Here is a 21,622-nt window from a genome sequence, read left to right as displayed (position 1 = left end):
TGGCTCCATCCATGGAATCAACCACTCCTTTGGGGTATTCAGCGGTTTGCAACCACTGAGCCGGTGATGGCCGCCTTGGAACGCACCAAAACCGAAGCCTGCTCCGCTTCTTTTTTGGAGGCGAAGGGCCCCACCCGCACCCGGTAATAGTTTTTACCGCCGACACTGACGGTCTGGCGATAGACCGGGAGGCGTTGGTTGTTGAAACGCAGATTGGCGATCTGGGCGTGCAGGGCTGCGGCATTGGATTCATTGGAAAAGGAGGCCAGCTGCACCGAATAGCCGCTTTTTCTGGAAGAGGAAGCGGTGGGTACGGTGGCGCTGCTCGTTGTTTGACTGGTGGTTGGCGTGGTCACCCTGGAGGGGGTTCGGGTAGCGTTCTTGATGGTGGAGGCGATTTTGCTCGTGGTCGTGGTCGCCCTGGTTTTGGCCTTGGAGGTGGTCTTGGGTGAAACGATGGGCTTGGTGACTGTGGGTGTTGCTGTCGCACTGCCCATGGTGGTGCGGGCCGGCATGGCGATATCCTCATCCCCCACCGTGACCTTGTGGGCTGGGGGAGAGGTGGTGCTTCTGCTCTTGGCCGTGGTATCCGTGGCACTGGTATCAGGTTCGGGTGCCTGGTTTTGATCCATCCCGGTGGGTGCCGCCTGGTCGTTGTCGGTGTTGGCAAAAATGGGCGCAGGGGAGACGGTGGTGATCCAGCGGGTTTCACCCCGGGCTTTTTTCGGCGCGGTGCCTTCCGGGGGGGCTGGGAGTTTGACCACCGGACGGGTGATATCCACGCTCTCCGGCTCCTTGGGGGAGCGGACCAGATCGAACACCACGACCACCAGGATGAGGACGAGGATAATTCCCCCGGTCACCAGGAAGAGTTGTTGTTCACGATTGGGGGCGTTTTCCATAGACCGTTGTCGAGACATTGCTTCACCACTTGACGAAACCGCTCTGGGCGATGACAGTAACAGAGCCTAGGGTTTGGAAGGCCGGTTATAAAGGAGTTTTCGACAAAAAAGGCACAAAATCCACCATGAACCAATTCGCACTGTTGACTCTGGCCGGTCGAGATCAGCCCGGCATCGTGGCTCAAGTAGCCAAATTGCTCTTCGAAACCGGCTGCAACATTGAAGATTCCAGCATGACCCGCTTGCGGGGAGAGTTTACCATCATGCTGGTGTTGCGCCTGCCAGAGGGTTTAACCACTCCTCTCCTTGAGGAAAAATTTACTGATATTGTGCGTGCCATGGCCCTCAACGTCACGCTTCAGGATCTTCCCGGGGAAGAAACTGGTCCCACCCCTGCTCCAACCGACCAGGAGACCATCGGTGAGGAGTGTATCATCAGCGTGCTCGGGGCCGATCAGCCGGGGATCGTTTATCGGGTGACCCAAATCCTGGAAGAGGAGGGGGGCAACATTCACGATCTTCACACCCAGGTGGCCGGAGCATCCGGGCGACCGGTCTATTCCATGGTGATTGAAGCCGAAGGATTGACCGATCTGACAGGGCTTAAGGAGCGTCTCGACGCCCTGGGCCGGGAAATCGATGTGGATGTTTCCGTCAGAGCTGCAAATGTGTTCGAGCTTTAACCACCGTGGGGCGTTGTGACCGTTCCCCTTTTGACCCAAATCGGTCAGTCGCCAATACGCTGTCACCCCACCCTGGATGGTCCCTTGTGACTTGATATTCGGATATCCGGGGGTTGGCTTGGCGGTTTTGATGTCACGACTGTCCTTACAGCATTGTTAAGCAAAAAATATGCCAGCACTACCTATCCTCACCTATCCTGACAAGCGTCTTCGGGAAACCTGCCAAGATGTGGCCGATTTTCAAGATCCCGATCTGCAAGTCTTTATTGATGACATCCTGGAGACCATGCAGGTGGCTCCCGCCTGTGTGGGGGTTGCCGCACCCCAGGTGGGTCACTTGATCCAGCTGGTGGTGATCAACTGTGGCCTGGCCCGCAAACCCCCCAAGGCGCATCACGGAGAGTTGGTGCTTATCAATCCGGCCATCCTCACCTGGAACGGCCTGGAGGTGGGGCGGGAGGGGTGTCTTTCACTCCCCGACTATACCGCGAATGTGATACGCGCTACAGATATTTCGGTTCAGTTTCAGGATCGGGATGGTCGAGAGCATGCCCTGGGGATGCGTGATTTTGAGGCCCGGGTGGTGCAACACGAAATGGATCATCTCCAGGGAAAACTGTTTTTGGATCGAATTGTCAGTCGAAAGGCGGATCTTTTTAAGCGCAAGCGCTACCGCTAAGGGGTCCATTCCCCAGCCATTGATTCAGTCCTGATCCAGCCACTGATCCAGCCCTGATTCAGTCATCAATCCGTCAATCCGTCAGCGACTGACCTGTCAATCTCCCGGCAAATATCAGAGAAGAGCCGGAATTCCGGCACGCCCTATCCTCACCTGGCGTGGGCTTGACCGGCCCGCTTCAGACTGAAGACATAAGCCAGCACCTCGGCGACCGCCTTAAAATATTCCGCCGGAATCGCCTGATCCAGATCCACACCCTGATAAAGGTTGCGGGCCAAGGGGGGATTTTCCACCAACGGTACCCCGTTTTCTTTCGCCAACTCCCGAATCCGCAAAGCGATATGTCCGGTCCCCTTGGCCACCACCTTGGGGGCACTCATCTCTCCGGCGGTATAGCGCAAGGCCACCGAATAGTGGGTCGGGTTGGTGAGCACCACATCCGCCTGGGGGACTTCATCCATCATGCGTCGCTGGGCCATCTCCCGTTGAATCTGACGGATGCGGCCCTTGATCAGAGGGTCACCTTCCATCTGTTTCTGTTCGTCCTTGACCTCCTGCTTGGACATGCGCAGGCCTTTGATATATTCAAATTTCTGATAGATAAAATCGATCAGGGCCAGAAAAATAAAAGCCAAAGTAACCAACCACATCACCTGGATGATGTCGTCGGCCATGAAGGTGATCATATCTTCGAGAGAGGTGGCGGCAAGCCCCAAAATTTTATCGGAGCTATCCTTGAGGGCATACCACACCGCCAGGGAAATCACCGTCATCTTCATGATGGATTTGAGCAGTTCCACCAGGGAGCGCATGGAAAAAAGCCGCTTGAAGCCGGTGATGGGGTTGAGCTTGGAAAATTTGGGCTTGAGGGCTTCAAAGCTGATCATAAAACCGTTTTGCAGAATCGAGCCCATCAACGCCATCACTACGAAGACGATAAAAAAAGGCGCCAGATCCAGCACCACCGCCTTGACCAGATCCTGAAGCAGCAGCACCACCCCATATTCGGTCAGCTCGTTGCTGATCGCCCCGCCCAAAAAAAAGCGCAGCTTTTCCTGTAAGGCGTTCCAAAGAGAGCGGCCCTGAAAATAGAAAAGCCCGGTCGCCGCCAAAAACAGAAATGCGGTCCCCACCTCCCGGGAAGTGGCCACCTGCCCTTTGTTGCGGGCATCCCCCAGCCGCTTGCCGGTGGGCTCCTCTGTTTTTGAATCCTTGTCGGTATCTTCGGCCATGACGAGGTCATACCCTGGAAATGAGAGGTAAAATGCCTCCCGGGGGTTGAATCCAAATGATTATAGTAGGTCTACCTCAGAATTGGACACTCTTCTCTGACTCGTCATCCCCGCGAAGGCGGGGATCCAGAGAGATAATCATGACCCTCAAGGAAAAACCGAATCTTCAGCAAGGTCGGTATTTTGTTGAAAGTGAAGCAATATTTGGAAAGTTTCGCGCCAGACGCCCTGGATTCCCGCATTCGCGGGAATGACGAAAAAAGTGCAACGGCATATGTCCAATTCTTGATTCGAATGGCTATAAAAAGTCGATAAAAAAGCTTTCCGGACTGCTCACATCATAGGGGTGTTGCGCGGTTTTGCCAGGAATCCTATTTGCCGGGAACCCTAGGAGATGCCCCCCAACTTGAAGGCCGCCCGGATAAATCCCTCCATCTCCCGGATCAGCACCTGGCCGAAAATGGTCATGGTGAGCCCCATCACCAAAAAACCCAACATTTGCGCCACCGGCATCGCCAGAAAAAAGACCTGCACCTGGGGGGAGGCGCGGTTGATGAGCCCCATACCCAGATAGAGGAGCTTGGTGGCGGCAATCACCGGAGCGGAGATTAAAATGGCGATCACGAAAAGCTGCCCCATGGCTGTCACGCCACTTTCCAAAATGGTATCGATTCTCGGCAGCCCACCCCCTATGGGCAGAGTTGTAAAACTGTGGGCAATTCCCTCCAAAAGCAGATGGTGGCCATCGATGCTTAAAAAAATCATCAATACCGTGAGATAGAGCAGGTTGGAGAGCACACCCTCCTGCATGCCGGAGGTGGGATCCATCACCTGGGCCATGGAAAGCCCCATCTGAAATCCCATGATGCCCCCCGCCACCTGCACCGAAACCAGCGCCCAGTGGGCCAACATGCCGATGACGGTACCGATAAAAATTTCACCGATGACCGCAAAAAAGATCGGTCCCAATTCCCCTGTACCTTCCTGGGGCCAAGGGGGAACCAGGGGATAGAGTACCAGGGTGAGGGACAAAAGCAGTACCACCCGAACCCGCATGGGGCCGACATTGCGGGAAAAGAAGGGGGCTGTGAGAAAAAGACCCGTGAGCCGGGCCGCAATCAGCATCATCCGTTCGATTTCGCCGGTGGAAAAACCCAAAAAATCCATTAAGGCGATGGGATCCATGGCCCGCTCCCGGCTGATTTAACCCAGCACCCGGGGGATGGACTGGAAGAGGGTTTGGAAATAATCCATGAAGGTGCGGATCATCCAGGGAAGGGTCAAGGTGAGGGCCAGGAAGGTGGCCAAAATTTTGGGAATAAAGGTGAGGGTCATCTCCTGGATCTGAGTGACCGACTGAAACAGGGAGATGAGAATACCCACGGTCAGCGCCGTAAGCAGCATGGGAGCTGAGATGATCAAGGCGAGCTTGAGGGCGTTGATGACCAGTTCGATGACCGTTTCCACCGGCATGGTGAGATTCCCTCCAGGGGGTTGGATTCAATGGTGATTGTAGCGTAAATGTCCGACTTTTCCACGGAAAATGGTCCAACCAGGCTGTAAAATGCGCGCCAGGGGGGGTGAGCTGGGGGTGTTGGCTGAAATGGTGACCTCTCTTCTTTCACTTCTGTAAAACGCTCTTCTGCTCTTTCGCTTGCCCTCTTTTCAGGATCGGTCCAGGTGATGGCCGTGTTTTAATTCATAAACGTCAAAGATGGTGATGGCCATGGCAGCGATCATCGGTCCGAAAAAAAGCCCCAGAATGCCAAAACTGATGAGCCCGCCAAAGGTGGCCAGTACCGTCAGCAGGGTGTGGCTCAAGACATCCAGATCTCCCCCGGTATCGGATTGGGAACGCATCCCGGAGAGTTTTTTGATCAGGATGGGGCGGACCAGATTATCCACCACAAAGCCGATCACCACCGCTCCCCAAAAGGTAATGAAAACAGCACTCCCCACCTCCCCTTTCCAGTAGAGCCAATAGGCCAGTGGCCCCCAGACGATCAACCCCCCCACCACCGGGATGAAGGAGGCCACGGCAATGGCTACACCCAGATAAAACCAGGGCAGACCCATAAAAGCGGTCACCAGGGAGAGGGAGAGCCCCTGGAGGAGGGCGATACTCACCGTGGAGAGGGTCAACACCGTGGCCAATGCTTCGAAGCGATAGAGGATGATATCGTCCAAATGGTTGGCCAGGGGGGTGAGGTGCTTGATCCGCTCGACAATTTTGGCCCCATCCCGATAGTAAAAAAAGAGGGCGAAGGTGATTAAAATCAGGGAGGAGACGAAAGCCAGGCTGTTGTCGGTCACACCTCTGAAGAGAAAAAGCAGTATCCCCGCTATTTTTTCCCCCAGATCACCGGCGTGGGCCCCAGCCTGCTCCAGGAGAAATTCCTGAAGCTCATTTGGAATCGGCAGATGGGCCATTTTATCCCGCAGATCAACGAGAAGTACTTCGACGCTGCCAAATCCCGACAGCCAGTTTTTAAGCTCCGCCACCGCCCGGGCCAGCCGCACTCCGGTGGCAATCAGAAGATAGACCACAGGGGAAATAACCAAAAAAAACATCAAAACGGTCATGGAAATGGCCGCGACGTCCGAAGAGATATTCAGGCGTTTCTGAAGCCCCAGATAGAGGGGGTAGGTGGAAGAGGCCAGGAGCAAGGCGAGAAAGAGGCCGGGCAAAAAGGGCTGAAAGAGCCAGAGCAGACCGATGAACGCCAGGGTCAGCAGGCTGATCAGGAAACCCTCCTCAAAGGGAAGGGCGGTATCTGATGGTTCGGGGCTCTCCATGGAAAACAGCATATCATGGGTCTGACCGGTTTTTATATCGGTTACAGACCGGAAGATGGATTGGGAGGTGTGAAAAGATGGCTAAGAGCATAAAACGGGTACGTGTGGGGCGGGTCTCCATTATTTTTCTGGCTGGCGTGATGGCCCTGGCAGTGCCTTCGGCGATTCGAGCCCATGGATTGCCCTCCTACTGGTCCTATGCGGTCACCTCCCAGGAGATGAATCAGCAGATTGGCGAGCTGCAATCCCGGATTGATCTGGCGAGCAAGGATTATGATGCCGAAGATTCCAAGCTGAAGCCGATTCTGGAAGAGATGACGGCTCAGGATCGGGTGGTGGCGGCCGCTGAACGGGCCTTGGAGCGGGCCAAAAAGCCGGTGGCCGAGGCCAAGGAAGCCTACCGGGAGGTGCAAGCCTTTTCCCTGGAAAATCCGGAAATTTCCACCGAAGACAAGCGGTTGGATTATCTCAACACCCTGACAGCCCAGACCCCGGTGATTCGGGAGATGGAATCCGTGCTGGCCATGGAAGCTGAAAAGAAGGCCCAGATTCAGGAGCAGGTCAATGATGTGCGGGAGCGCATGGGCGAATCCTTGCGGCGGGTCGAGAGCCTCACCAAGCAGAAGGATTTGATGCAGGATGTGGTCTTTTTGCCCCTGGCTGCCAACTAGAGAGCCAAAAAATTTGAGCTTCATCCGGTAACAAAAACGGGGGTCGCATGCTTTGGATCGGGCCTCCAAGGGAAGTCGAATAAGATGGATGGATAGGTCAGAAACATTGGATTGACCGAATACCCTGCCGGCCCCATCATCCTTTTGGATGGTGAGCAGGGTTGGCCCCGGGATCCCTCGACTCATTGGCTTTGAGTTGGGCTTTGGGAAGAGTGGTTCCGGGGCTTCTTGCCGAAATGTGTTGGTTGGATGGATGGCGGCAAGGGGGCGTGGCCGTGCTGAATCCGCTGCGCTACCCTTGTGATGCCACCCATCGTTGAATCAAGCTCAACCCTCACTCAATCCGACCGTTTAATCTCCCACAACCGAGCCTACGCCTTCCCAGCTGCCTGGTTTCCAGGAGGCCGGATCACGATGCGCTGCAACACCCGATTCAAGGCTTCCACCTCAAAGGGTTTGGCCACCACCTCCACCATCCCCAGCTCCCGGCAGCGGGCCAGGGTCTCTTTCAGGACGTTGGCGGTGAGACCGACGATGGGGGTGTCAGCCATCTCCCCCTCTCCGATCATCTTCATGATGCGCCGGGTGGTCTCCAAGCCATCCATCACCGGCATGTGCAGATCCATCAGAATCAGATCAAATTTTTTCTTCTGAAGCTGAATCAGGGCTTCATCCCCCCGGCTGGCCAGAGTGACCTGGTGGCTTTCATGGGTCAAAAGTCCTGAGGCGACCAGTTGATTGACCGGCTCATCCTCCACCAGCAGGACCGAAAGGTTCTCCCTGGTCAGATTTTCAGGGGCCTCTTCCGCTTCGGGAGAGGGAGGCGTGCCTGTCTCAAGTCGGGCGGAAAATCGGAATACACTCCCTGGACCCGGTGGGTTTTCCACCGAAATATCCCCATCCATCAACTCCACCAGATGTTTGGAGATGGCGAGCCCAAGCCCTGTGCCACCAAATTTTCGGGCGGTGGTGACATCCCGCTGGGTAAAGGGTTGAAAGAGCTTGGGCCGCACTCCCTCCGGAATACCGGAACCGGTATCCCGCACCCTGAACACCAGGGCGATCCGACCTTTTTCATCCATTTGATCATCCAGGAGTTCCACCCGAAGGGTGACAGCACCGCTCTGGGTAAACTTGATGCCGTTACTCAGCAGATTATTTAAAATCTGACGCAGGCGGTTGTCATCTCCCTTGAGGTGTTCGGGCACCTCTTCAGAGACCTCAGCTTCCAGCAGCAGCCCCTTGGCTTGGGCTTGATGGGCCGCCAAACCAGCAGTTTCCTGCACCAACTGTCGGATGTCGAACCAATCGAGAGCCAACTCACTCATACCCGCTTCAATTTTGGACAGATCGAGAATATCCTCCAGCAGAGAGAGCAGAGATTTGCCGCATTGGGTAATTTGACTGACGTGGCTGAGCTGATCGTCATTGAGATCGGAGCGTTCCAGAAGCTGCACCAGTCCCAATATGCCGTTCATGGGGGTGCGGATTTCGTGGCTCATGGTGGCCAAAAAATCGCTCTTGGCGTGGTTGGCCGCTTCCGCTTCTTTTTTGGCCACTCGAAGTGCCGCATCGTCCCGCAGACGTTCGGTGATATCCTCTCCGGAACTCAAGGTACCGATAATCCGCTCCTCTTCATCCCGGAGCACGATGTGACGCCAGGCAATGGTGCGCTCCTCACCCCGGTTGGTGAGAACCGGGTTGACCACATAGCTGGCCAGATCCCCTTCACCCTTGAGTCTTCTGCTGAATAAAAGACGCCGGTGTTCCCGGTCCCGTTCCGGGATGCGTTCTTCAAACCAGGAGCGTCCCACCAGGGCCTGCTCGGATATGCCCAAAACCCGGGCCCCTTTGCGGTTGATCATCACCACCTGCCCCTGGGCATCCAGCACCAGAAGCATCACTTCAGCCACATCCAGATATTTTTGCGCCAGATCCCGCTCCCGGCGCAAAGCCCGCTCCACCAGTCGGCGCTGATCCATCTCCCGGGCCAGCTCTTCCCGGGAGACCGTCATGCTCTTCAGGCGGGTTGCCATCTGGTTGAACGCTTGGGCCACCTGACCGATTTCATCCCGGGCCAAAACAGGAATCTGATGGTCGAGTCCACCCTGGCCAATGATTTCCACCCCCTGGCAGAGCTCTCCCATGGCCCGGGAGACCTTGCGACCCAAAAACGAAAAAAGCACCACCACCCCGGTGAGGGTGAGGAGTGAGCCCAGGGCGATCCAGTTGGCCAGCTGTTGGGCCTCCCGAATATTGGCATGCATGCGGTGGTCCAGGCGAAAGGCATCGGTGAGCATGGCTTCCAGGTTGGTAAGCAGCTGCCCGGTCAGGCGGTTTTCCTGCTCCTGTTGGAGGCTGTCCTGTCCGATTCCGCCGTGGGTTAGCCGTAAATCGTGGAGAGTGGTGAGGGGGCCGAAGAGTTGGAGAAGGCTTTTATGGTGGTTTTGAATCCGCCCCAATACCTGCGCTTCTTCGGGAACCGGGGGAATTTGGCGGAAAAGATTTTTCAGGGTGGTGTGTCGGGCATACCATTGGGTTTTGGCCCGGCTTTCGTGATGCATCAGATAGGTGTGGGTCAAATGTTCCAGTTCGGCTGCGGATTTGACGATTTCTCCGGCCGCGATACCCAGCTGACTCATCCGCCCGATACGCTCGGTGGCCCCAAGCAAAATGAGGCCGATGGTGAGCATCACCACCACTGCAAACAGGCTGCCGATTCGATAGGTCGATTTGATTGTCATCGCAATCGTCCCGATTCAATCCAGTTGAATATTTAAGTTTTCAGCAAAAATGGAATCAAAATGGTCCGACTTTCCCCCTACCTTTTGGCAGGATAGGCTGACGCACTGTTGAGCCTGCCGAAAAATAGGGTTGCAGGTTCAAGGCCCCGGCCAAACCAAAGAGAATACCGGCAAGGGGTGGAAGAGGGGGGTGAATGGGTGTTCCATGGAAAAAAACACCCCCCCCGAGACAACCCTACCAGGGGGGAAACAAAAGAAAAACAGCTTGGTGTCGGGGCCGCTTCAAGCCACCTGTTTCAACGCCGCCTCCACCCCATCCCAGGCCCGATGCAGCTCGGCCTCAGTGATGCAGTAAGGGGGGAGCAGATAGACCACGTTGCCCAGGGGGCGCAGCAGCAATCCCTGTTCGAGGAAAAAATGTTTCAGCCAAGGCCCCACCTTGGATTGATAACCCGGATCCCCAGCCGCCACATCCAACGCCGCCACCACCCCGGTCACCCGCCGCTGACGCGCTTTGGGAAACCGGCTGAGGGCTGCCAGTCGCTGTCGGTGGATCTCTTCAATCCGGGCCACCCGCTGCAGCGTCTTTTCGGTTTCGAACAGAGCCAGAGAGGCCACCGCCGCCGCACATCCCAGGGGGTTGGCCGTGAAAGAGTGGCCATGGGTAAAGGCCCGATCAAACCCCTCTCCCAAAAAGGCCTCATAGATCCTCTCCTGACACACCGTGGCCGAAAGAGGCATGAAACCCGCTGTCAACCCCTTGGAAAGACAGATGATATCCGGAATCACCCCGGCCTTTTCACAAGCGAAGAGCGCCCCCGTTCGGCCAAATCCGGTCATCACTTCGTCAAAAATCAGCAAGACCCCGGCCTCTTTCACCAGGGCGGCGAGCTTGGCCAGATAGCCCGGGCGACACATGCGCATGCCCCCGGCACCTTGAATGAGAGGCTCCAGCAACACCGCCGCACACGCCGAACCATGACGGGAGAGATATTCCGCCACCGCTGCCAAACTCGCTTTTTCCTTCTGTTCAATCCGCTCATCCCCCTCCCAGGTGGTGGGGTAGGGGAGGGTATCCACCGGAAAAAGCATGTTGCGAAAGGCATCAAAAAATCCGGAAGTCTGCCCCATGGACATCGCCCCCACCGTATCCCCGTGATACCCCCCCTCAAAAGCCAAAAACCGCTTCCGGGCCTCCCCCCGATTTTGCCAATACTGGCACGACATTTTCAGAGCCACTTCCACCGAGGTGGAACCGTTGTCGGAATAGAAGACCCGATTGAGCCCCTCAGGCAGTCGGGCGATCAGCCCTTCGGCCAGGCGCACGGCAGGTTCGTGGGTGAAACCGGCAAAAATCACCTGCTCCAGACGTTTTGCCTGTTCACCGATGGCTTGAGCAATGGCCGGGTGGCCGTGGCCATGGGTGATCACCCACCAGGAGGAGATGAGATCAAGATATTCCCGACCATCGGTGGTGTGGAGCACCGTGCCCCGGGCATGACTGATGGGGATGGGATCGGATGCCGTGCGCTCCTGGGTAAAAGGGTGCCAGACATGGCGGCGATCCAACGCCACCAGGGGATGACGGGTGGTCATGGGGTGTGTCCAGGTAAGGAGAGAGGGGGGTTGAAATCCCCAAGAGAGCCGGGGGTGAGGGGGGTGAGATGGGGGATTTCCATCACAACCGACACCTGGCCAAACTGCTCAATCGCCTCCCGGTTGGCGGCGTTGAGGGGGCCGTTGAGGATCACCCCCGCAACCGTTACCCCTCGGTTTTTGAGTAGCGCCAGGGAAAGCAGGGTGTGGTTGATGGTGCCGAGGGTGGAGCGGGCCACGAGCAGGACCGGATAATCCAGCTGTACCATCAGATCCACCATCATCGCCGAATCGTTCAGCGGCACCATCACCCCACCAGCCCCCTCAATGATCAATGGACGTGGGGGTGTCGGAGGCACAAAGGCCGTCATGTCGATGACAACACCGTCCCGGCGGGCCGATTCGTGGGGAGAGAGGGGTTGGGTCAGATTGTAGGTGGAGGGGTGAAAACGGCTGTCAGGCAAGCCGCTCAAATGTTGGACCACCCGGGTGTCGATCTCCTCTTCGAGACCCGACTGGATGGGCTTCCAGTAGTCCCCATCCAGTTGTTGCAGGAGTTTGGCGGCTGCAACACTCTTGCCTACCCCGGTATCGGTACCGGTGACAAAATAGCCTGGCTTTCTGTTTTTCAACACAAGCCTTCTTTCTCTCCTGGCAAGCGCCACTGAGGGGGGAAGAGGCACCCAAAGCCCATGAGAGCTGGATAACGAGGCAGGCCCTGGAAATAAAAAGCCCATTGAGCCGGCACGACCCGGGTTTACCCCAGGTTTACCCGGGTACACCCTCGCTCCCCGGTGTTGCCGGAAGGGGGGATGATCGAAATTCGGACGATCTCAACCGGCAGCACAGGTGGTTTTTTCAGCGGGTTGGCACGGCTTTGGAGGAGAACGCCATGGTGCCTGACCAGCCGGCCTGGATGGATGTTTTTTCCAGGAAGAGTCCCGGGATCCCACCTCACAGAGTGGCATCACTCTTCGTCGGAGGAGAGTCCCACCGATTCCGCCGCCCGGAAGAGGGAGCGGACCTTTTCCTTGATGAGCGTATCGTCGCTTTTTTCAACGTCTGATCGTGGTCTACTGGTGGCTGTATCTGTATCCTGATCTGGCCAAGGGTCAGCTGTTTCGGTTTCGTTGGCAAATGAGCCCCTGGCCTCCTGCCCGGTTTCACCCGAACATCCAGCCAGCCCCAACCCAACCGACAGGTATAAAATGATCTTGCCACGGCCCCTGAACAGCGTGTCCAAGCCAGCCAATAACCCCTTTCCGCGCTTCATTTTTAACCCTCATATGAACTGATTCTGTTACGGCCCCGCATTTTGGATAGATACATGGCGGCATCGGCCCGTTTAAAGAGATCCGAGCCCGTCAGCACATCCGGTCGGCAGTCTGCCACCCCCACCGACGCTGTGACGGCCAGTTTTGTGCCATCATAGATAAAATCGTGATCCTCAATCAACTTTCGAAACCGTTCGGCGATCAGCAGTGCCTGGGAAAATTGGGTTCTGGGCAGCAGGATGACAAACTCCTCTCCCCCATAGCGGGAAAAAATATCCTGTTCCCGGATTCCCCTGGCACGGATGATGTCCGCCAACTCCTCCAAGACATAATCCCCGGCATCATGGCCATGACCGTCGTTCAAGGCTTTAAAATGGTCCAGATCGAACATGATCAGCGAGAGAGGATGACCCGTTTTTTTGGATTTCCGCATCTCCAGGTCGACCGCATGATTAAAATAGCTCTTGTTGAAACAGCGGGTCAGACCATCCAGATTGGCCTCTTGTCTGAGGCGATCGTAAACCAGTCGCTCCGGGTCGCCACAAGGTAAAAATTTAAAGGCGGTCCGACCGATGACGATGATATCCCCTTTTTTCAGCCGGGAGGGGGAGTCCAAGCGGGCATTATTGAGCCAGGTGCCGTTGCGGGAGCCCAGATCCTCCATGGTGACTGTTTCGGCATCCTCGGAAATGACCACCCGCAGATGGTGCCGGGAAACCCCGTCACACTCAAAAAAAATGGTATTGTCCGCACTGCGACCGATGGTGACCACCCCGGGATGAAGCTCAAATATGGAGCTTTTAAAATCACCGGAGATCACCACCAGTACCGCTGGCTTTTCCGTGGCGCAATCGTGCACCGACTCCAGCGCTTCTTGAAGTTCAGTGGTGGTAAATTTGGTCGTGGTCCCAGACAGGGTCATGGGAGAAATGGTCCTCTCGCCCCTTGGAGAAAGTTACACCCAAGAGAGCATACACCAAAAAATCGGCTCATTCATTTCCATTGTCGGGTTTCGGCGCAATTTTTTGATTCGCTCCAAAGCGCTGGGTTTGATCACTCCACTTCGATGCGTTCCACAAAAAAGCCGGCATCCTCAATCATGCGCCGGGTTTCATCCACACTGTCACCGCCGGTATTGAGATACCCCTCGCTGAAAATGGAGTTGGCCGGATAGAGGGCCAGGGAGACCAGAGAGCGGAGATTGGCTTCCCGACCACCCGCGGCACGAATCTCGGCATCGGGATTCATCAGCCTGAAGAGCGCCAGAGTCTTGAGACACAACACCGGTGTCAGCTGGTTGACCTCCCCCAGCTTGGCGCCGGGGACGTGGACATAAAAATTAACCGGAATGGAGCGGGCTTCCAGGCGCTTCAGGGTTCTGGCAACCTCCACCACCTCCTGGGGGGCTTCCCCCATGCCGATGATGATGCCGCTGCACACCTCAAGCCCTTCTCCCCGGGCCGCTTCCAGGGTGGCCAGCCGATCGGCATACTGATGGGTCGTGCAGATGCCCCCATAGTGGCTTTCAGAGGTGTTGAGATTGTGGTTGTAGCGGTCAAGCCCTGCTTCTTTGAGCTGTCGGGCCATTTTTTGATCGATAAAACCAGCGGAAAGACACACTTCCACCGGGTGGGTCTCCTTGATACGGGTGACCAGTTGCGACATGTGCGCCACCCGCTCATCGGTAGGACCCCGACCGGAGAGCACCAGGCAGTAACGATAAGCCCCCGATTCAGCTGCCTTGCCCGCCTCATCAATGATTTCAGCGTCGGATTTCATCCGAAATTTGGGGATGGGGGCGGTGGAGTTGGCAGCCTGGGCGCAATAGTTACAATCCTCGGGGCAAAAGCCGTTTTGGGCGTTGTTGAGAATCTGCACCCGTACCCCTCGACCAAAATAACGCGCCCGGACTTTGAAAGCGGCCTGGAGCAGCGGCAAAAGCTCAATGGTTTCATCGGTCAAAACCCGCATGGCATCCCCATCGGGGATGGGCTCCCCCGCCAGGGCGGTTTGGGTCAGGCGATCATAAAAGTCCAGGTCCATAACGTCTCAACGCTCTTCATGTCTGATAAGGGTCGTGTTGGGGGGGAGTGCTTGATTTAGAGATGTAACCGTGTGTTGTTGTTAATTGTTTCGTTCTTTGCGGCGGGAGCGTTTGCCCTGAAGAATGCTGGAAAAGCCGTACAGAAGAACCGGTCCGTATAGCCAGGGGGAGATCCCGGAGGCCGCCAGGATGGTTCCCCCCAGGAACAGGGCGCTCCCGGAAATGGTGGCGGATTGACGGCGAAAGCCGGCATTCATCCGCTCTTCCACACCATCCAGAGAGGTGGGGTGGAGACGCACATGAAATTTATCCTGCACCATGCGATCCATGCCCATATGGATAAAATCGGGCAGGATTTCCGCAGCACGGGCCAAATCTTCCACCCCCCCGCCGATCTTTTTCAGCTGCCCCATCACCCCCAGATGCTTGCCCATCCAATCCCGGATAAGGGGTTCGGAGAGGAGCCACATGTTGAGGTTGGGATTGATCTCCCGTCCCACCCCTTCCAGGGTGAAAAGGGTCTTTTGCAGCAGCAGCAGCTGGGGCTGCACCTCCATGTTAAACCGCTCCGTCACCTTGAACAGCTGGGAGAGCAGCTTGGCGATGGAAATTTCCTTGAGGGGCTGGCCAAAGATGGGCTCACCGATCTGACGGCAAGCGTCTTCAAACTCATCCAGGTTGGTTTTGATGGGCACCCAACCGGCATCGATATGAATCTGGGCCACCTTGCGGTAGTCCCGCATGAGAAAGCCCCGCAGAATTTCCGCCAGCCACAAACGGGTCTGCATGGTGACCCGACCGACAATGCCGAAATCGAGAATGGAAACCGTCCCATCCCCACGCACCATGATGTTGCCCGGGTGCTGATCGGCGTGAAAATAGCCATCCCGGAACACCTGCTTGAAAAAGACCGTGATAATGTTGCGGGAGATCCGCTCCACATCCAGATCGCTGTCGGTCATCCGGGAAAGTTCATCGATGGGCACCCCATCGATCCATTCCAGGGTGAGCACCCGTTGGGTGGTACGGGTCCAGAAGACGGCTGGCACGTGGAGTTCGGGATCGTTCTGAAAATTTTTCCGAAAGCTTTGGGCCCGGGAGGCCTCCACCTGAAAATTCATCTCGGTGCGGATGGTGCTGGCAAACTCCTCTACTACTTTGCGCGCTCGAAAACGGGCAAAATCCGGGATATAGGTTTCAATGAAAGTGGCCAGGGAAAAGAGCAGACGAATATCCCGCTCCACGATCATCTGCACCTTGGGGCGCTGTACCTTGACCGCAACTTCCCGGCCTTCCAGGGTGATGGCCCGGTGCACCTGGGCGATGGAGGCGGAGGCGACCGGTACTTCCTGAAATTCCTGATAAAACTGCTCCAGAGGCCCTTCCAGATCCTTCTCGACGATGCGCTTGACCTCCTCAAAGGGAAAGGGCGGCACCGCATCCTGGAGTTTTTTCATCTCCCGCCCCACCCCTTCGGGGAGGGATTCCATACGGGTAGAGAGGGCCTGACCAAATTTGATAAAGGTGGGGCCCAACCTCTCCAGGGCCTCCCGGGCGCGCACTTCCCAGATTTTGCCCTTGCGCCGCCGGTAGACCGAGGGGAGAAACCCCACGATCCAACAGATCAGGCGCAACGGAAAAAATCGTTCGGTGATCGGCTCCACCCGATGGCTGATGATTATCCAGATGATATCGATCAGGCGGAAAAAAGAGCGGTAGGTATCCAGCATTGCAGGGCGTCAGGCTTCCGACGAAGTGGCAGAGGAGTCGACCGATGGGCCGTCGGCGGCTGGTTCATCCTCCGATACCGGGGTCGCCTGGGAAAGATTCAATTTTTTGGAGACCCGGGAGATGCGTCCTTCCAGGCGTTCCACCCGATCAGCCACCTCTTCGGCCGCCTCACGGAATTTGTTGATGCGTTTTTTCCTGGGGATCTGCTGATCATCCATCCACTGCTCCACCCCGTCAGTCAACCACTCCCCACTCTTCTCTCCCGCTTCCCGGGCCTTTTCGGCCATGGCCAATACCGTTCGGGCGGCAGGCCCCCCCATCACGGTGGAAAGCTCCCGTTCCCAGTCGATTTCGGCATTGTCGAGCAGATTTTTAAACTGCAGTCCGGTATCGGTCTCTCCGGAGAGCTTCAGACGTCGGGAAAAAAACAGGGAGTCGGGATCGGTGGTGTTGAAGAGCAGGGCCAGAAAGGCGCTCATATCTCCAGCCATGGTGACATGGGGAGGCTCGTCGGCATAGGTGTGCACCTGCACCTCGCCGCTAAGCTCCACCGTCATAAAGTAGGATTGGCCGATATCCTCGACCTCAAACTGAAAAATCTTGCCTTCCAGCTCCCGCAGGCGCTCCTTAAGCTCCGGATAGCGCTTGAAATAGAGGTTTAAAATCACCCCGACCATCACCGCAACTACCGGTGGGGGGGCCATTTTCAGGGGGGAGGAAAACCAGTTGAGAAGCATGTTACACCTTATAGCCCAGATGGACTGCGGCAATACCCGCAGAAAGATTATGGTAGTGGACTTTGAAAAGTCCGCATTTTTCCAGCAGAGCTTTCAGCTCCTCCTGGTCGGGAAAACGGCGGATCGATTCCACCAGATATTGATAACTCTCCCGGTCGTTGGCCACCCAGTGACCCAGCTCCGGAAGCACCTTGAAGGAGTAGGCTTCATAGAGGGGATCCAGAAAGGGAATGGTCAGGTGGGAAAATTCCAGACACATCAGGGTGCCCCCGGGGCGCAATACCCGCACCATCTCCCGAAAGGCGGTTTCAATCCGGGTGACGTTGCGAATACCAAAGCCGATGGTCACCGCATGGAAGGAGTTGTCGGCAAAGGGGAGGGATTCGGCGTTGCCCTGCATCCAGTCGATGCCGGAGACCATCCCCGCATCGGTCAGACGCTCCCGGCCCACATTCAACATCCGGTCGTTGAGATCATAGACCACAATCCGTCCCTGATCGTCCATCGCCTGGCTCATCAACCGGGTGAGATCCCCGGTGCCCCCCGCCACATCCAGCACCCTGTTGCCGGGTCTCAAACGCAATTTATGGGCGGCATAGCGTTTCCAGAGGCGGTGAACTCCCAAAGACATCAGATCGTTCATCAGATCATAGTTGTCCGCGACCGAGTCAAACACTTCGCGGACCCGTCGGATCTTTTCGGGGATGGGAATTTCGTTGAATCCAAAATGGGTGGTGGATTCGGTCATGGCCGTATTCATTCCTCGACGGTTGCTTGGTGATGGTTCCAGGGAGTCTATCCTCTCTCTCCTGCGAGGGGGGATTTTACGGCAGGAGAGCCCATGACGGAACCGTTGGCGGAATTTTCCCTGTTTATACCCCATCAGAGCAGGGTTTCAGAGGGATTTACAGGCTGAATTTGGCTGGATTTTGGAGGGTGGGAAACGTTTTTGAGTCCGATAAAATTGCGAATCATATATTCTTCCCAGGATTCCAAAATGTTAGAGCCAAGGGGAGCAATCATTGATTTTGAACCCTTGCCTTTTGGGCTTCTTCCAGGTTGTCGGGACCCTGTTTGGGTGGGAATTCCTGACGAAAAATACAGGAGATTTTTTTTTCTCTTGAGCCCTCTAGCGCATATATTTTTGTTTTCCAACTGCTTTACGTCACTTTGCTTTTACCAGGTGCAGTTGGTTAGCAAATCTTAGTCCGTGACAAGACGTTGTGCCCCATATATAGTAATTAAAAAATCATCGTAACATTATGTTTTATAAAGATATTTTAATTTCTCCAGGAATTACGCCAACATACCAAACATAGCCGGTCCATGTGCCCAGGGGGGGACTGGACGACCCAACGCAAATCAGCCGGTCGCCTGTGCGGTGCCCAAATAGAATTGAACAAGCTCAAAAAGCGCCGAGGAAGCCATTCCATGTCTGGACACGCCAGAAACATATCGTCTCACCCTACCCGGGAAATTGAGCTGCAACCCGCTTCCCGGGATATCTGGGATTCCAAATACCGCTTGAAGTTTAAGAGTGGCGAGCCGGTGGACCAGACCTTGGAGGAGACCTACACCCGGGTCGCCCGCGCCTTGGCCGAAGTGGAAGAGCCGGGAAAACGGGAAATCTGGTTTGAGCGTTTTGTCTGGGCGCTCAAACAAGGGGCCATTCCGGCTGGGCGCATTGTCTCCAACGCTGGCGCCCAGGCCCACAAGCCCGCCACCTCCACCATCAACTGCACCGTATCGGATACGGTTCGGGACTCCATGGAGGAGATTCTCAACTCGGTACGGGAGGCGGGGCTGACCTTGAAGGCGGGCTGCGGCATCGGTTATGAATTTTCGACCCTCAGGCCCAGAGGCGCTTATGTCGCCGGAGCGGGTTCCAGCACTTCCGGCCCCCTCTCTTTCATGGATATTTTCGATGCCATGTGTCGCACCATCTCCTCTGCCGGGGGGCGGCGGGGGGCACAGATGGCCACCTTCGACATCGCCCATCCCGATATTGCGGGCTTCGTTCGGGCCAAACGGGAGGATGGTCGCCTGCGGCAGTTCAATCTCTCCTGCCTGATCACCGAGCCCTTCATGGAAGCGGTCAAGGCCGATCTGGAGTGGGAACTGCTCTTTCCCGCCAATCGTTTTGAGCTGGAAGATCCCACAATCGATATCGTCTACCGTCCCTGGCCGGAAACCAGAGGCTATCGGACCAATCCCGATGGGGAGGTGGCTTGCCGGGTCTATAAACGCATGCCTGCCCGCAGGTTGTGGGATGTGATCATGTCCTCCACCTACGACTATGCGGAACCGGGGTTCATTCTCATCGACAAGGTCAATGAGATGAACAACAACTGGTTTTGCGAGGAGATCCGGGCCACCAATCCCTGTGGTGAGCAGCCTCTGCCCCCCCATGGCGCCTGCCTGTTGGGTTCCGTCAATCTCACCCGTTTTGTCACCGATCCCTTCACCCCCCGGGCCGCCTTTGATTGGGACAAATATCGGGAAGTGGTGCGGATTTTTACCCGGATGATGGATAACGTAGTGGAAATCCACGGCTTGCCCCTGGCCCAGCAGGCGGCTGAAATCGAGCGTAAGCGACGCCATGGTATGGGTTTTCTGGGCTTGGGCTCCACCTGCACCATGCTCTCCATGAAATATGGCGATGACGATTCGGTGGCTTTCACGGAACGGGTCGCCCGGGAGATGGCCATTGCCGGTTGGGAGACCGGTGTTGATTTGGCCCGGGAAAAAGGCTCTGCCCCGGTGTTGGAAGAGATGTTTACGGTGGATGCCCAAATGTTGGCCAAGCGTCCGGAGATGGTGGATCATGGCATTCGTTTGGGGGACGAGATTCCCGGCAAGGTATTGATGGCCCGTTACAGCCGCTATCTGGCTCAGTTTCCTCTGCCCCTGCGGGAGCGGATTGCCAAGGAGGGGTGCCGTTTTACCCACCACACCTCCATCGCCCCCACCGGCACCATCTCTCTATCCCTGGGCAACAACGCCTCCAACGGCATTGAACCCAGCTTTTCCCATAAATATTCCCGCAACGTGATTCGGGCCGATAAAAAGACCAAGGAAAAGGTCGATGTCCTCTCCTACGAGCTGCTGGCTTACCAGACCCTGATCAACCCCGATGCCGACCCTTATGCCGAGGATGAGCAAAACCAGCTGCCGGACTATTTTCTCGACAGCCACGCCATTGCCCCCAAGGCCCATGTGGATATTCAGGCGGCGGCGCAAAAATGGATCGACTCTTCCATCTCCAAGACCATCAATGTCCCCACCGATTTTCCCTATGACGACTTTCGGGAGATCTATCTCTACGCCTATGAAAAGGGCCTGAAGGGGTGCACCACCTTCCGCTTCAACCCGGAAGCCTTCCAGGGGGTTTTGGTCAAGGAGGAGGATCTGGCCAACACCACCTATCGCTTCACGCTGGAGGGTGGCGAGACAGTAGAACTCAAAGGCAACGAAGAGGTAGAATATGACGGCGAAATGCACACCGCCGCCAACCTCTACGATGCGCTCAAAGAGGGCTACTACGGCAAGCTGTAAAAAAAGGCTTTTACACGATTAAAAAAAAAGATGGGGGGATTTGGGGGGAATTCCTTCCCCCCAAGGTCTTTCTTTTGATCTTGACCTGGAGCAGGTAAAAGATGGCAAACAAAATAGGCAAAAAAATCGTCGGCTACGAAGTGGTTTCCAACCAAAAGGAGCCCCAGGAGACCGGCGAGCCTGCCCAGAAAACCCCTGTCCAACCCCTCCTGCAACGCCCCGAAGATCTGGAAGGGGCCACCTACAAAGTCAAAACCCCTCTATCGGAGCATGCCCTGTATGTCACCATCAACGATGTGGTGGTCAACGGTCAGCGCCGTCCCTTCGAAATTTTCATCAACTCCAAGAACATGGAAAATTTTTCTTGGATTGTGGCCCTGACCCGGGTTTTGTCAGCGGTTTTTCGCCACGGTGGGGATGCTACCTTCCTGGTGGAGGAGCTGCGTAGCGTGTTTGACCCCAGGGGTGGTTATTTCAAGCCCGGTGGAAAATATATGCCTTCCCTCGTTGCTGAAATCGGCGACGTCATCGAAAAACATCTCACCAAAATCGGCATCATCGATCCCCCCGAAGTCTCCCCCGAGTTACAAGCCAAACGTCAAGCCGCCCAAGCGGAAGGTCTTTCCGGCAGCGCCATGTGTCCCAAATGCAGCCAGATGGCGGTGGTCAAGCTCGATGGTTGCGACACCTGCCTGGAGTGCGGCTATTCCAAGTGCGGGTGATCCCCCCTGATCCAGCAGAACACTTCTGAATTTCCCAAAACGGTTTCCCACATAACGGTACAACGTGCCCGGCTGGTCTGGTTCGGCTGAAAATTTGGCGGATTGGGTCGGCAGGTGAAGGGCGTTCCTGTAGCCTAGGCGGTCTGAGCCACCAAGCACACCATCCGGTGACGATTCGGCTACAGGTACTGTGTGGGGATCATTTTACCTGCCTGATGTTATTTTCCAAACGAGAAAAAAACCCCCATATCAGTGC

The 21,622-nt window shown here is 56.1% G+C and carries 19 protein-coding genes; 5 read left to right on the top strand and 14 right to left on the bottom strand.

Annotated features, from left to right (window positions below):
* Positions 1-38: 38 nt before the first annotated feature.
* Positions 39-920, bottom strand: coding sequence for an SPOR domain-containing protein (locus HQL52_03395; protein MBF0368481.1), 882 nt, complete (start codon positions 918-920; stop codon positions 39-41).
* Positions 921-1,027: 107 nt separating this feature from the next.
* Here HQL52_03395 and HQL52_03390 point away from each other — a divergent pair, with 107 nt between their 5' ends.
* The gene (locus tag HQL52_03390) at positions 1,028-1,585 is read left to right on the top strand and encodes an ACT domain-containing protein (GenBank protein ID MBF0368480.1); all 558 of its coding nucleotides are present in this window, start codon (positions 1,028-1,030) and stop codon (positions 1,583-1,585) included.
* 169 nt (positions 1,586-1,754) lie between these two features.
* Complete coding sequence (gene def / locus HQL52_03385) at positions 1,755-2,264, top strand: peptide deformylase (GenBank protein MBF0368479.1); 510 nt, start codon at positions 1,755-1,757, stop codon at positions 2,262-2,264.
* 149 nt (positions 2,265-2,413) lie between these two features.
* Here def and flhB read toward each other — a convergent pair whose 3' ends face one another.
* The 4 genes from flhB to HQL52_03365 all read right to left on the bottom strand — a co-directional run bounded on the left by flhB (position 2,414) and on the right by HQL52_03365 (position 6,292).
* Positions 2,414-3,496, bottom strand: a complete 1,083-nt coding sequence (gene flhB / locus HQL52_03380; protein ID MBF0368478.1) for a flagellar biosynthesis protein FlhB — start codon at positions 3,494-3,496, stop codon at positions 2,414-2,416.
* Positions 3,497-3,883: 387 nt separating this feature from the next.
* Positions 3,884-4,681 (bottom strand): flagellar biosynthetic protein FliR, encoded by a 798-nt coding sequence (fliR, locus tag HQL52_03375; protein MBF0368477.1) that lies wholly within the window; start codon positions 4,679-4,681, stop codon positions 3,884-3,886.
* A gap of 18 nt (positions 4,682-4,699) precedes the next feature.
* A complete protein-coding gene (fliQ, locus tag HQL52_03370; GenBank protein MBF0368476.1) occupies positions 4,700-4,969 on the bottom strand; it encodes a flagellar biosynthesis protein FliQ in 270 nt (89 codons plus the stop codon).
* Between the two features lie 192 nt (positions 4,970-5,161).
* Entirely contained in the window at positions 5,162-6,292 is a 1,131-nt protein-coding gene (locus HQL52_03365) for an AI-2E family transporter (GenBank protein ID MBF0368475.1), read from the bottom strand.
* Between the two features lie 77 nt (positions 6,293-6,369).
* Between HQL52_03365 and HQL52_03360 the strand changes: the two genes are divergently transcribed.
* On the top strand, positions 6,370-6,963 hold the full coding sequence (locus HQL52_03360) for a hypothetical protein (protein ID MBF0368474.1): 594 nt from the start codon (positions 6,370-6,372) through the stop codon (positions 6,961-6,963).
* Between the two features lie 371 nt (positions 6,964-7,334).
* Here the strand turns inward: HQL52_03360 and HQL52_03355 are convergent, their stop codons facing one another.
* The 9 genes from HQL52_03355 to ubiE form a co-directional block, all read right to left on the bottom strand.
* The gene (locus tag HQL52_03355) at positions 7,335-9,707 is read right to left on the bottom strand and encodes a response regulator (GenBank protein ID MBF0368473.1); all 2,373 of its coding nucleotides are present in this window, start codon (positions 9,705-9,707) and stop codon (positions 7,335-7,337) included.
* A 282-nt stretch (positions 9,708-9,989) separates the two neighbouring features.
* Entirely contained in the window at positions 9,990-11,303 is a 1,314-nt protein-coding gene (bioA, locus tag HQL52_03350) for an adenosylmethionine--8-amino-7-oxononanoate transaminase (protein MBF0368472.1), read from the bottom strand.
* Positions 11,300-12,040: a dethiobiotin synthase gene (gene bioD / locus HQL52_03345; GenBank protein ID MBF0368471.1), complete on the bottom strand. Its 741-nt coding sequence runs from the start codon at positions 12,038-12,040 to the stop codon at positions 11,300-11,302. Before bioD ends, bioA begins: the two co-directional genes overlap by 4 nt.
* Positions 12,041-12,270: 230 nt before the next feature.
* Positions 12,271-12,576, bottom strand: coding sequence for a hypothetical protein (locus tag HQL52_03340; protein ID MBF0368470.1), 306 nt, complete (start codon positions 12,574-12,576; stop codon positions 12,271-12,273).
* Positions 12,577-12,578: 2 nt separating this feature from the next.
* On the bottom strand, positions 12,579-13,499 hold the full coding sequence (locus HQL52_03335; GenBank protein ID MBF0368469.1) for a GGDEF domain-containing protein: 921 nt from the start codon (positions 13,497-13,499) through the stop codon (positions 12,579-12,581).
* Between the two features lie 131 nt (positions 13,500-13,630).
* Positions 13,631-14,596, bottom strand: coding sequence for a biotin synthase BioB (bioB, locus tag HQL52_03330; protein MBF0368468.1), 966 nt, complete (start codon positions 14,594-14,596; stop codon positions 13,631-13,633).
* A 105-nt stretch (positions 14,597-14,701) separates the two neighbouring features.
* Positions 14,702-16,351: a 2-polyprenylphenol 6-hydroxylase gene (gene ubiB / locus HQL52_03325; protein MBF0368467.1), complete on the bottom strand. Its 1,650-nt coding sequence runs from the start codon at positions 16,349-16,351 to the stop codon at positions 14,702-14,704.
* 9 nt (positions 16,352-16,360) lie between these two features.
* The gene (locus HQL52_03320; GenBank protein ID MBF0368466.1) at positions 16,361-17,089 is read right to left on the bottom strand and encodes an SCP2 sterol-binding domain-containing protein; all 729 of its coding nucleotides are present in this window, start codon (positions 17,087-17,089) and stop codon (positions 16,361-16,363) included.
* Between the two features lies 1 nt (position 17,090).
* Complete coding sequence (gene ubiE / locus HQL52_03315; protein ID MBF0368465.1) at positions 17,091-17,837, bottom strand: bifunctional demethylmenaquinone methyltransferase/2-methoxy-6-polyprenyl-1,4-benzoquinol methylase UbiE; 747 nt, start codon at positions 17,835-17,837, stop codon at positions 17,091-17,093.
* A 683-nt stretch (positions 17,838-18,520) separates the two neighbouring features.
* Between ubiE and HQL52_03310 the strand changes: the two genes are divergently transcribed.
* Both HQL52_03310 and HQL52_03305 read left to right on the top strand, forming a co-directional pair.
* A complete protein-coding gene (locus HQL52_03310; GenBank protein MBF0368464.1) occupies positions 18,521-20,644 on the top strand; it encodes an adenosylcobalamin-dependent ribonucleoside-diphosphate reductase in 2,124 nt (707 codons plus the stop codon).
* 101 nt (positions 20,645-20,745) lie between these two features.
* Positions 20,746-21,366 carry a TSCPD domain-containing protein gene (locus tag HQL52_03305; GenBank protein MBF0368463.1) on the top strand — a complete coding sequence of 207 codons (621 nt, stop codon included), beginning with the start codon at positions 20,746-20,748 and terminating at the stop codon, positions 21,364-21,366.
* Positions 21,367-21,622 lie beyond the last annotated feature (256 nt).

The organism is Magnetococcales bacterium, assembly GCA_015232395.1.
GTDB lineage: Bacteria > Pseudomonadota > Magnetococcia > Magnetococcales > JADFZT01 > JADFZT01.
This window is presented reverse-complemented; position numbering and strand designations above follow the sequence as displayed.

What these genes read in the sequence shown, in the direction of transcription:
- HQL52_03395 (MBF0368481.1), bottom strand. Translation starts at nt 920, where the DNA reads ATGTCTCGACAACGGTCTATGGAAAACGCCCCCAATCGTGAACAACAA.
- HQL52_03390 (MBF0368480.1), top strand. Translation starts at nt 1,028, where the DNA reads ATGAACCAATTCGCACTGTTGACTCTGGCCGGTCGAGATCAGCCCGGC.
- def (MBF0368479.1), top strand. Translation starts at nt 1,755, where the DNA reads ATGCCAGCACTACCTATCCTCACCTATCCTGACAAGCGTCTTCGGGAA.
- flhB (MBF0368478.1), bottom strand. Translation starts at nt 3,496, where the DNA reads ATGGCCGAAGATACCGACAAGGATTCAAAAACAGAGGAGCCCACCGGC.
- fliR (MBF0368477.1), bottom strand. Translation starts at nt 4,681, where the DNA reads ATGGATCCCATCGCCTTAATGGATTTTTTGGGTTTTTCCACCGGCGAA.
- fliQ (MBF0368476.1), bottom strand. Translation starts at nt 4,969, where the DNA reads ATGCCGGTGGAAACGGTCATCGAACTGGTCATCAACGCCCTCAAGCTC.
- HQL52_03365 (MBF0368475.1), bottom strand. Translation starts at nt 6,292, where the DNA reads ATGGAGAGCCCCGAACCATCAGATACCGCCCTTCCCTTTGAGGAGGGT.
- HQL52_03360 (MBF0368474.1), top strand. Translation starts at nt 6,370, where the DNA reads ATGGCTAAGAGCATAAAACGGGTACGTGTGGGGCGGGTCTCCATTATT.
- HQL52_03355 (MBF0368473.1), bottom strand. Translation starts at nt 9,707, where the DNA reads ATGACAATCAAATCGACCTATCGAATCGGCAGCCTGTTTGCAGTGGTG.
- bioA (MBF0368472.1), bottom strand. Translation starts at nt 11,303, where the DNA reads ATGACCACCCGTCATCCCCTGGTGGCGTTGGATCGCCGCCATGTCTGG.
- bioD (MBF0368471.1), bottom strand. Translation starts at nt 12,040, where the DNA reads ATGGGCTTTTTATTTCCAGGGCCTGCCTCGTTATCCAGCTCTCATGGG.
- HQL52_03340 (MBF0368470.1), bottom strand. Translation starts at nt 12,576, where the DNA reads ATGAAGCGCGGAAAGGGGTTATTGGCTGGCTTGGACACGCTGTTCAGG.
- HQL52_03335 (MBF0368469.1), bottom strand. Translation starts at nt 13,499, where the DNA reads ATGACCCTGTCTGGGACCACGACCAAATTTACCACCACTGAACTTCAA.
- ubiB (MBF0368467.1), bottom strand. Translation starts at nt 16,351, where the DNA reads ATGCTGGATACCTACCGCTCTTTTTTCCGCCTGATCGATATCATCTGG.
- HQL52_03320 (MBF0368466.1), bottom strand. Translation starts at nt 17,089, where the DNA reads ATGCTTCTCAACTGGTTTTCCTCCCCCCTGAAAATGGCCCCCCCACCG.
- ubiE (MBF0368465.1), bottom strand. Translation starts at nt 17,837, where the DNA reads ATGACCGAATCCACCACCCATTTTGGATTCAACGAAATTCCCATCCCC.
- HQL52_03310 (MBF0368464.1), top strand. Translation starts at nt 18,521, where the DNA reads ATGTCTGGACACGCCAGAAACATATCGTCTCACCCTACCCGGGAAATT.
- HQL52_03305 (MBF0368463.1), top strand. Translation starts at nt 20,746, where the DNA reads ATGGCAAACAAAATAGGCAAAAAAATCGTCGGCTACGAAGTGGTTTCC.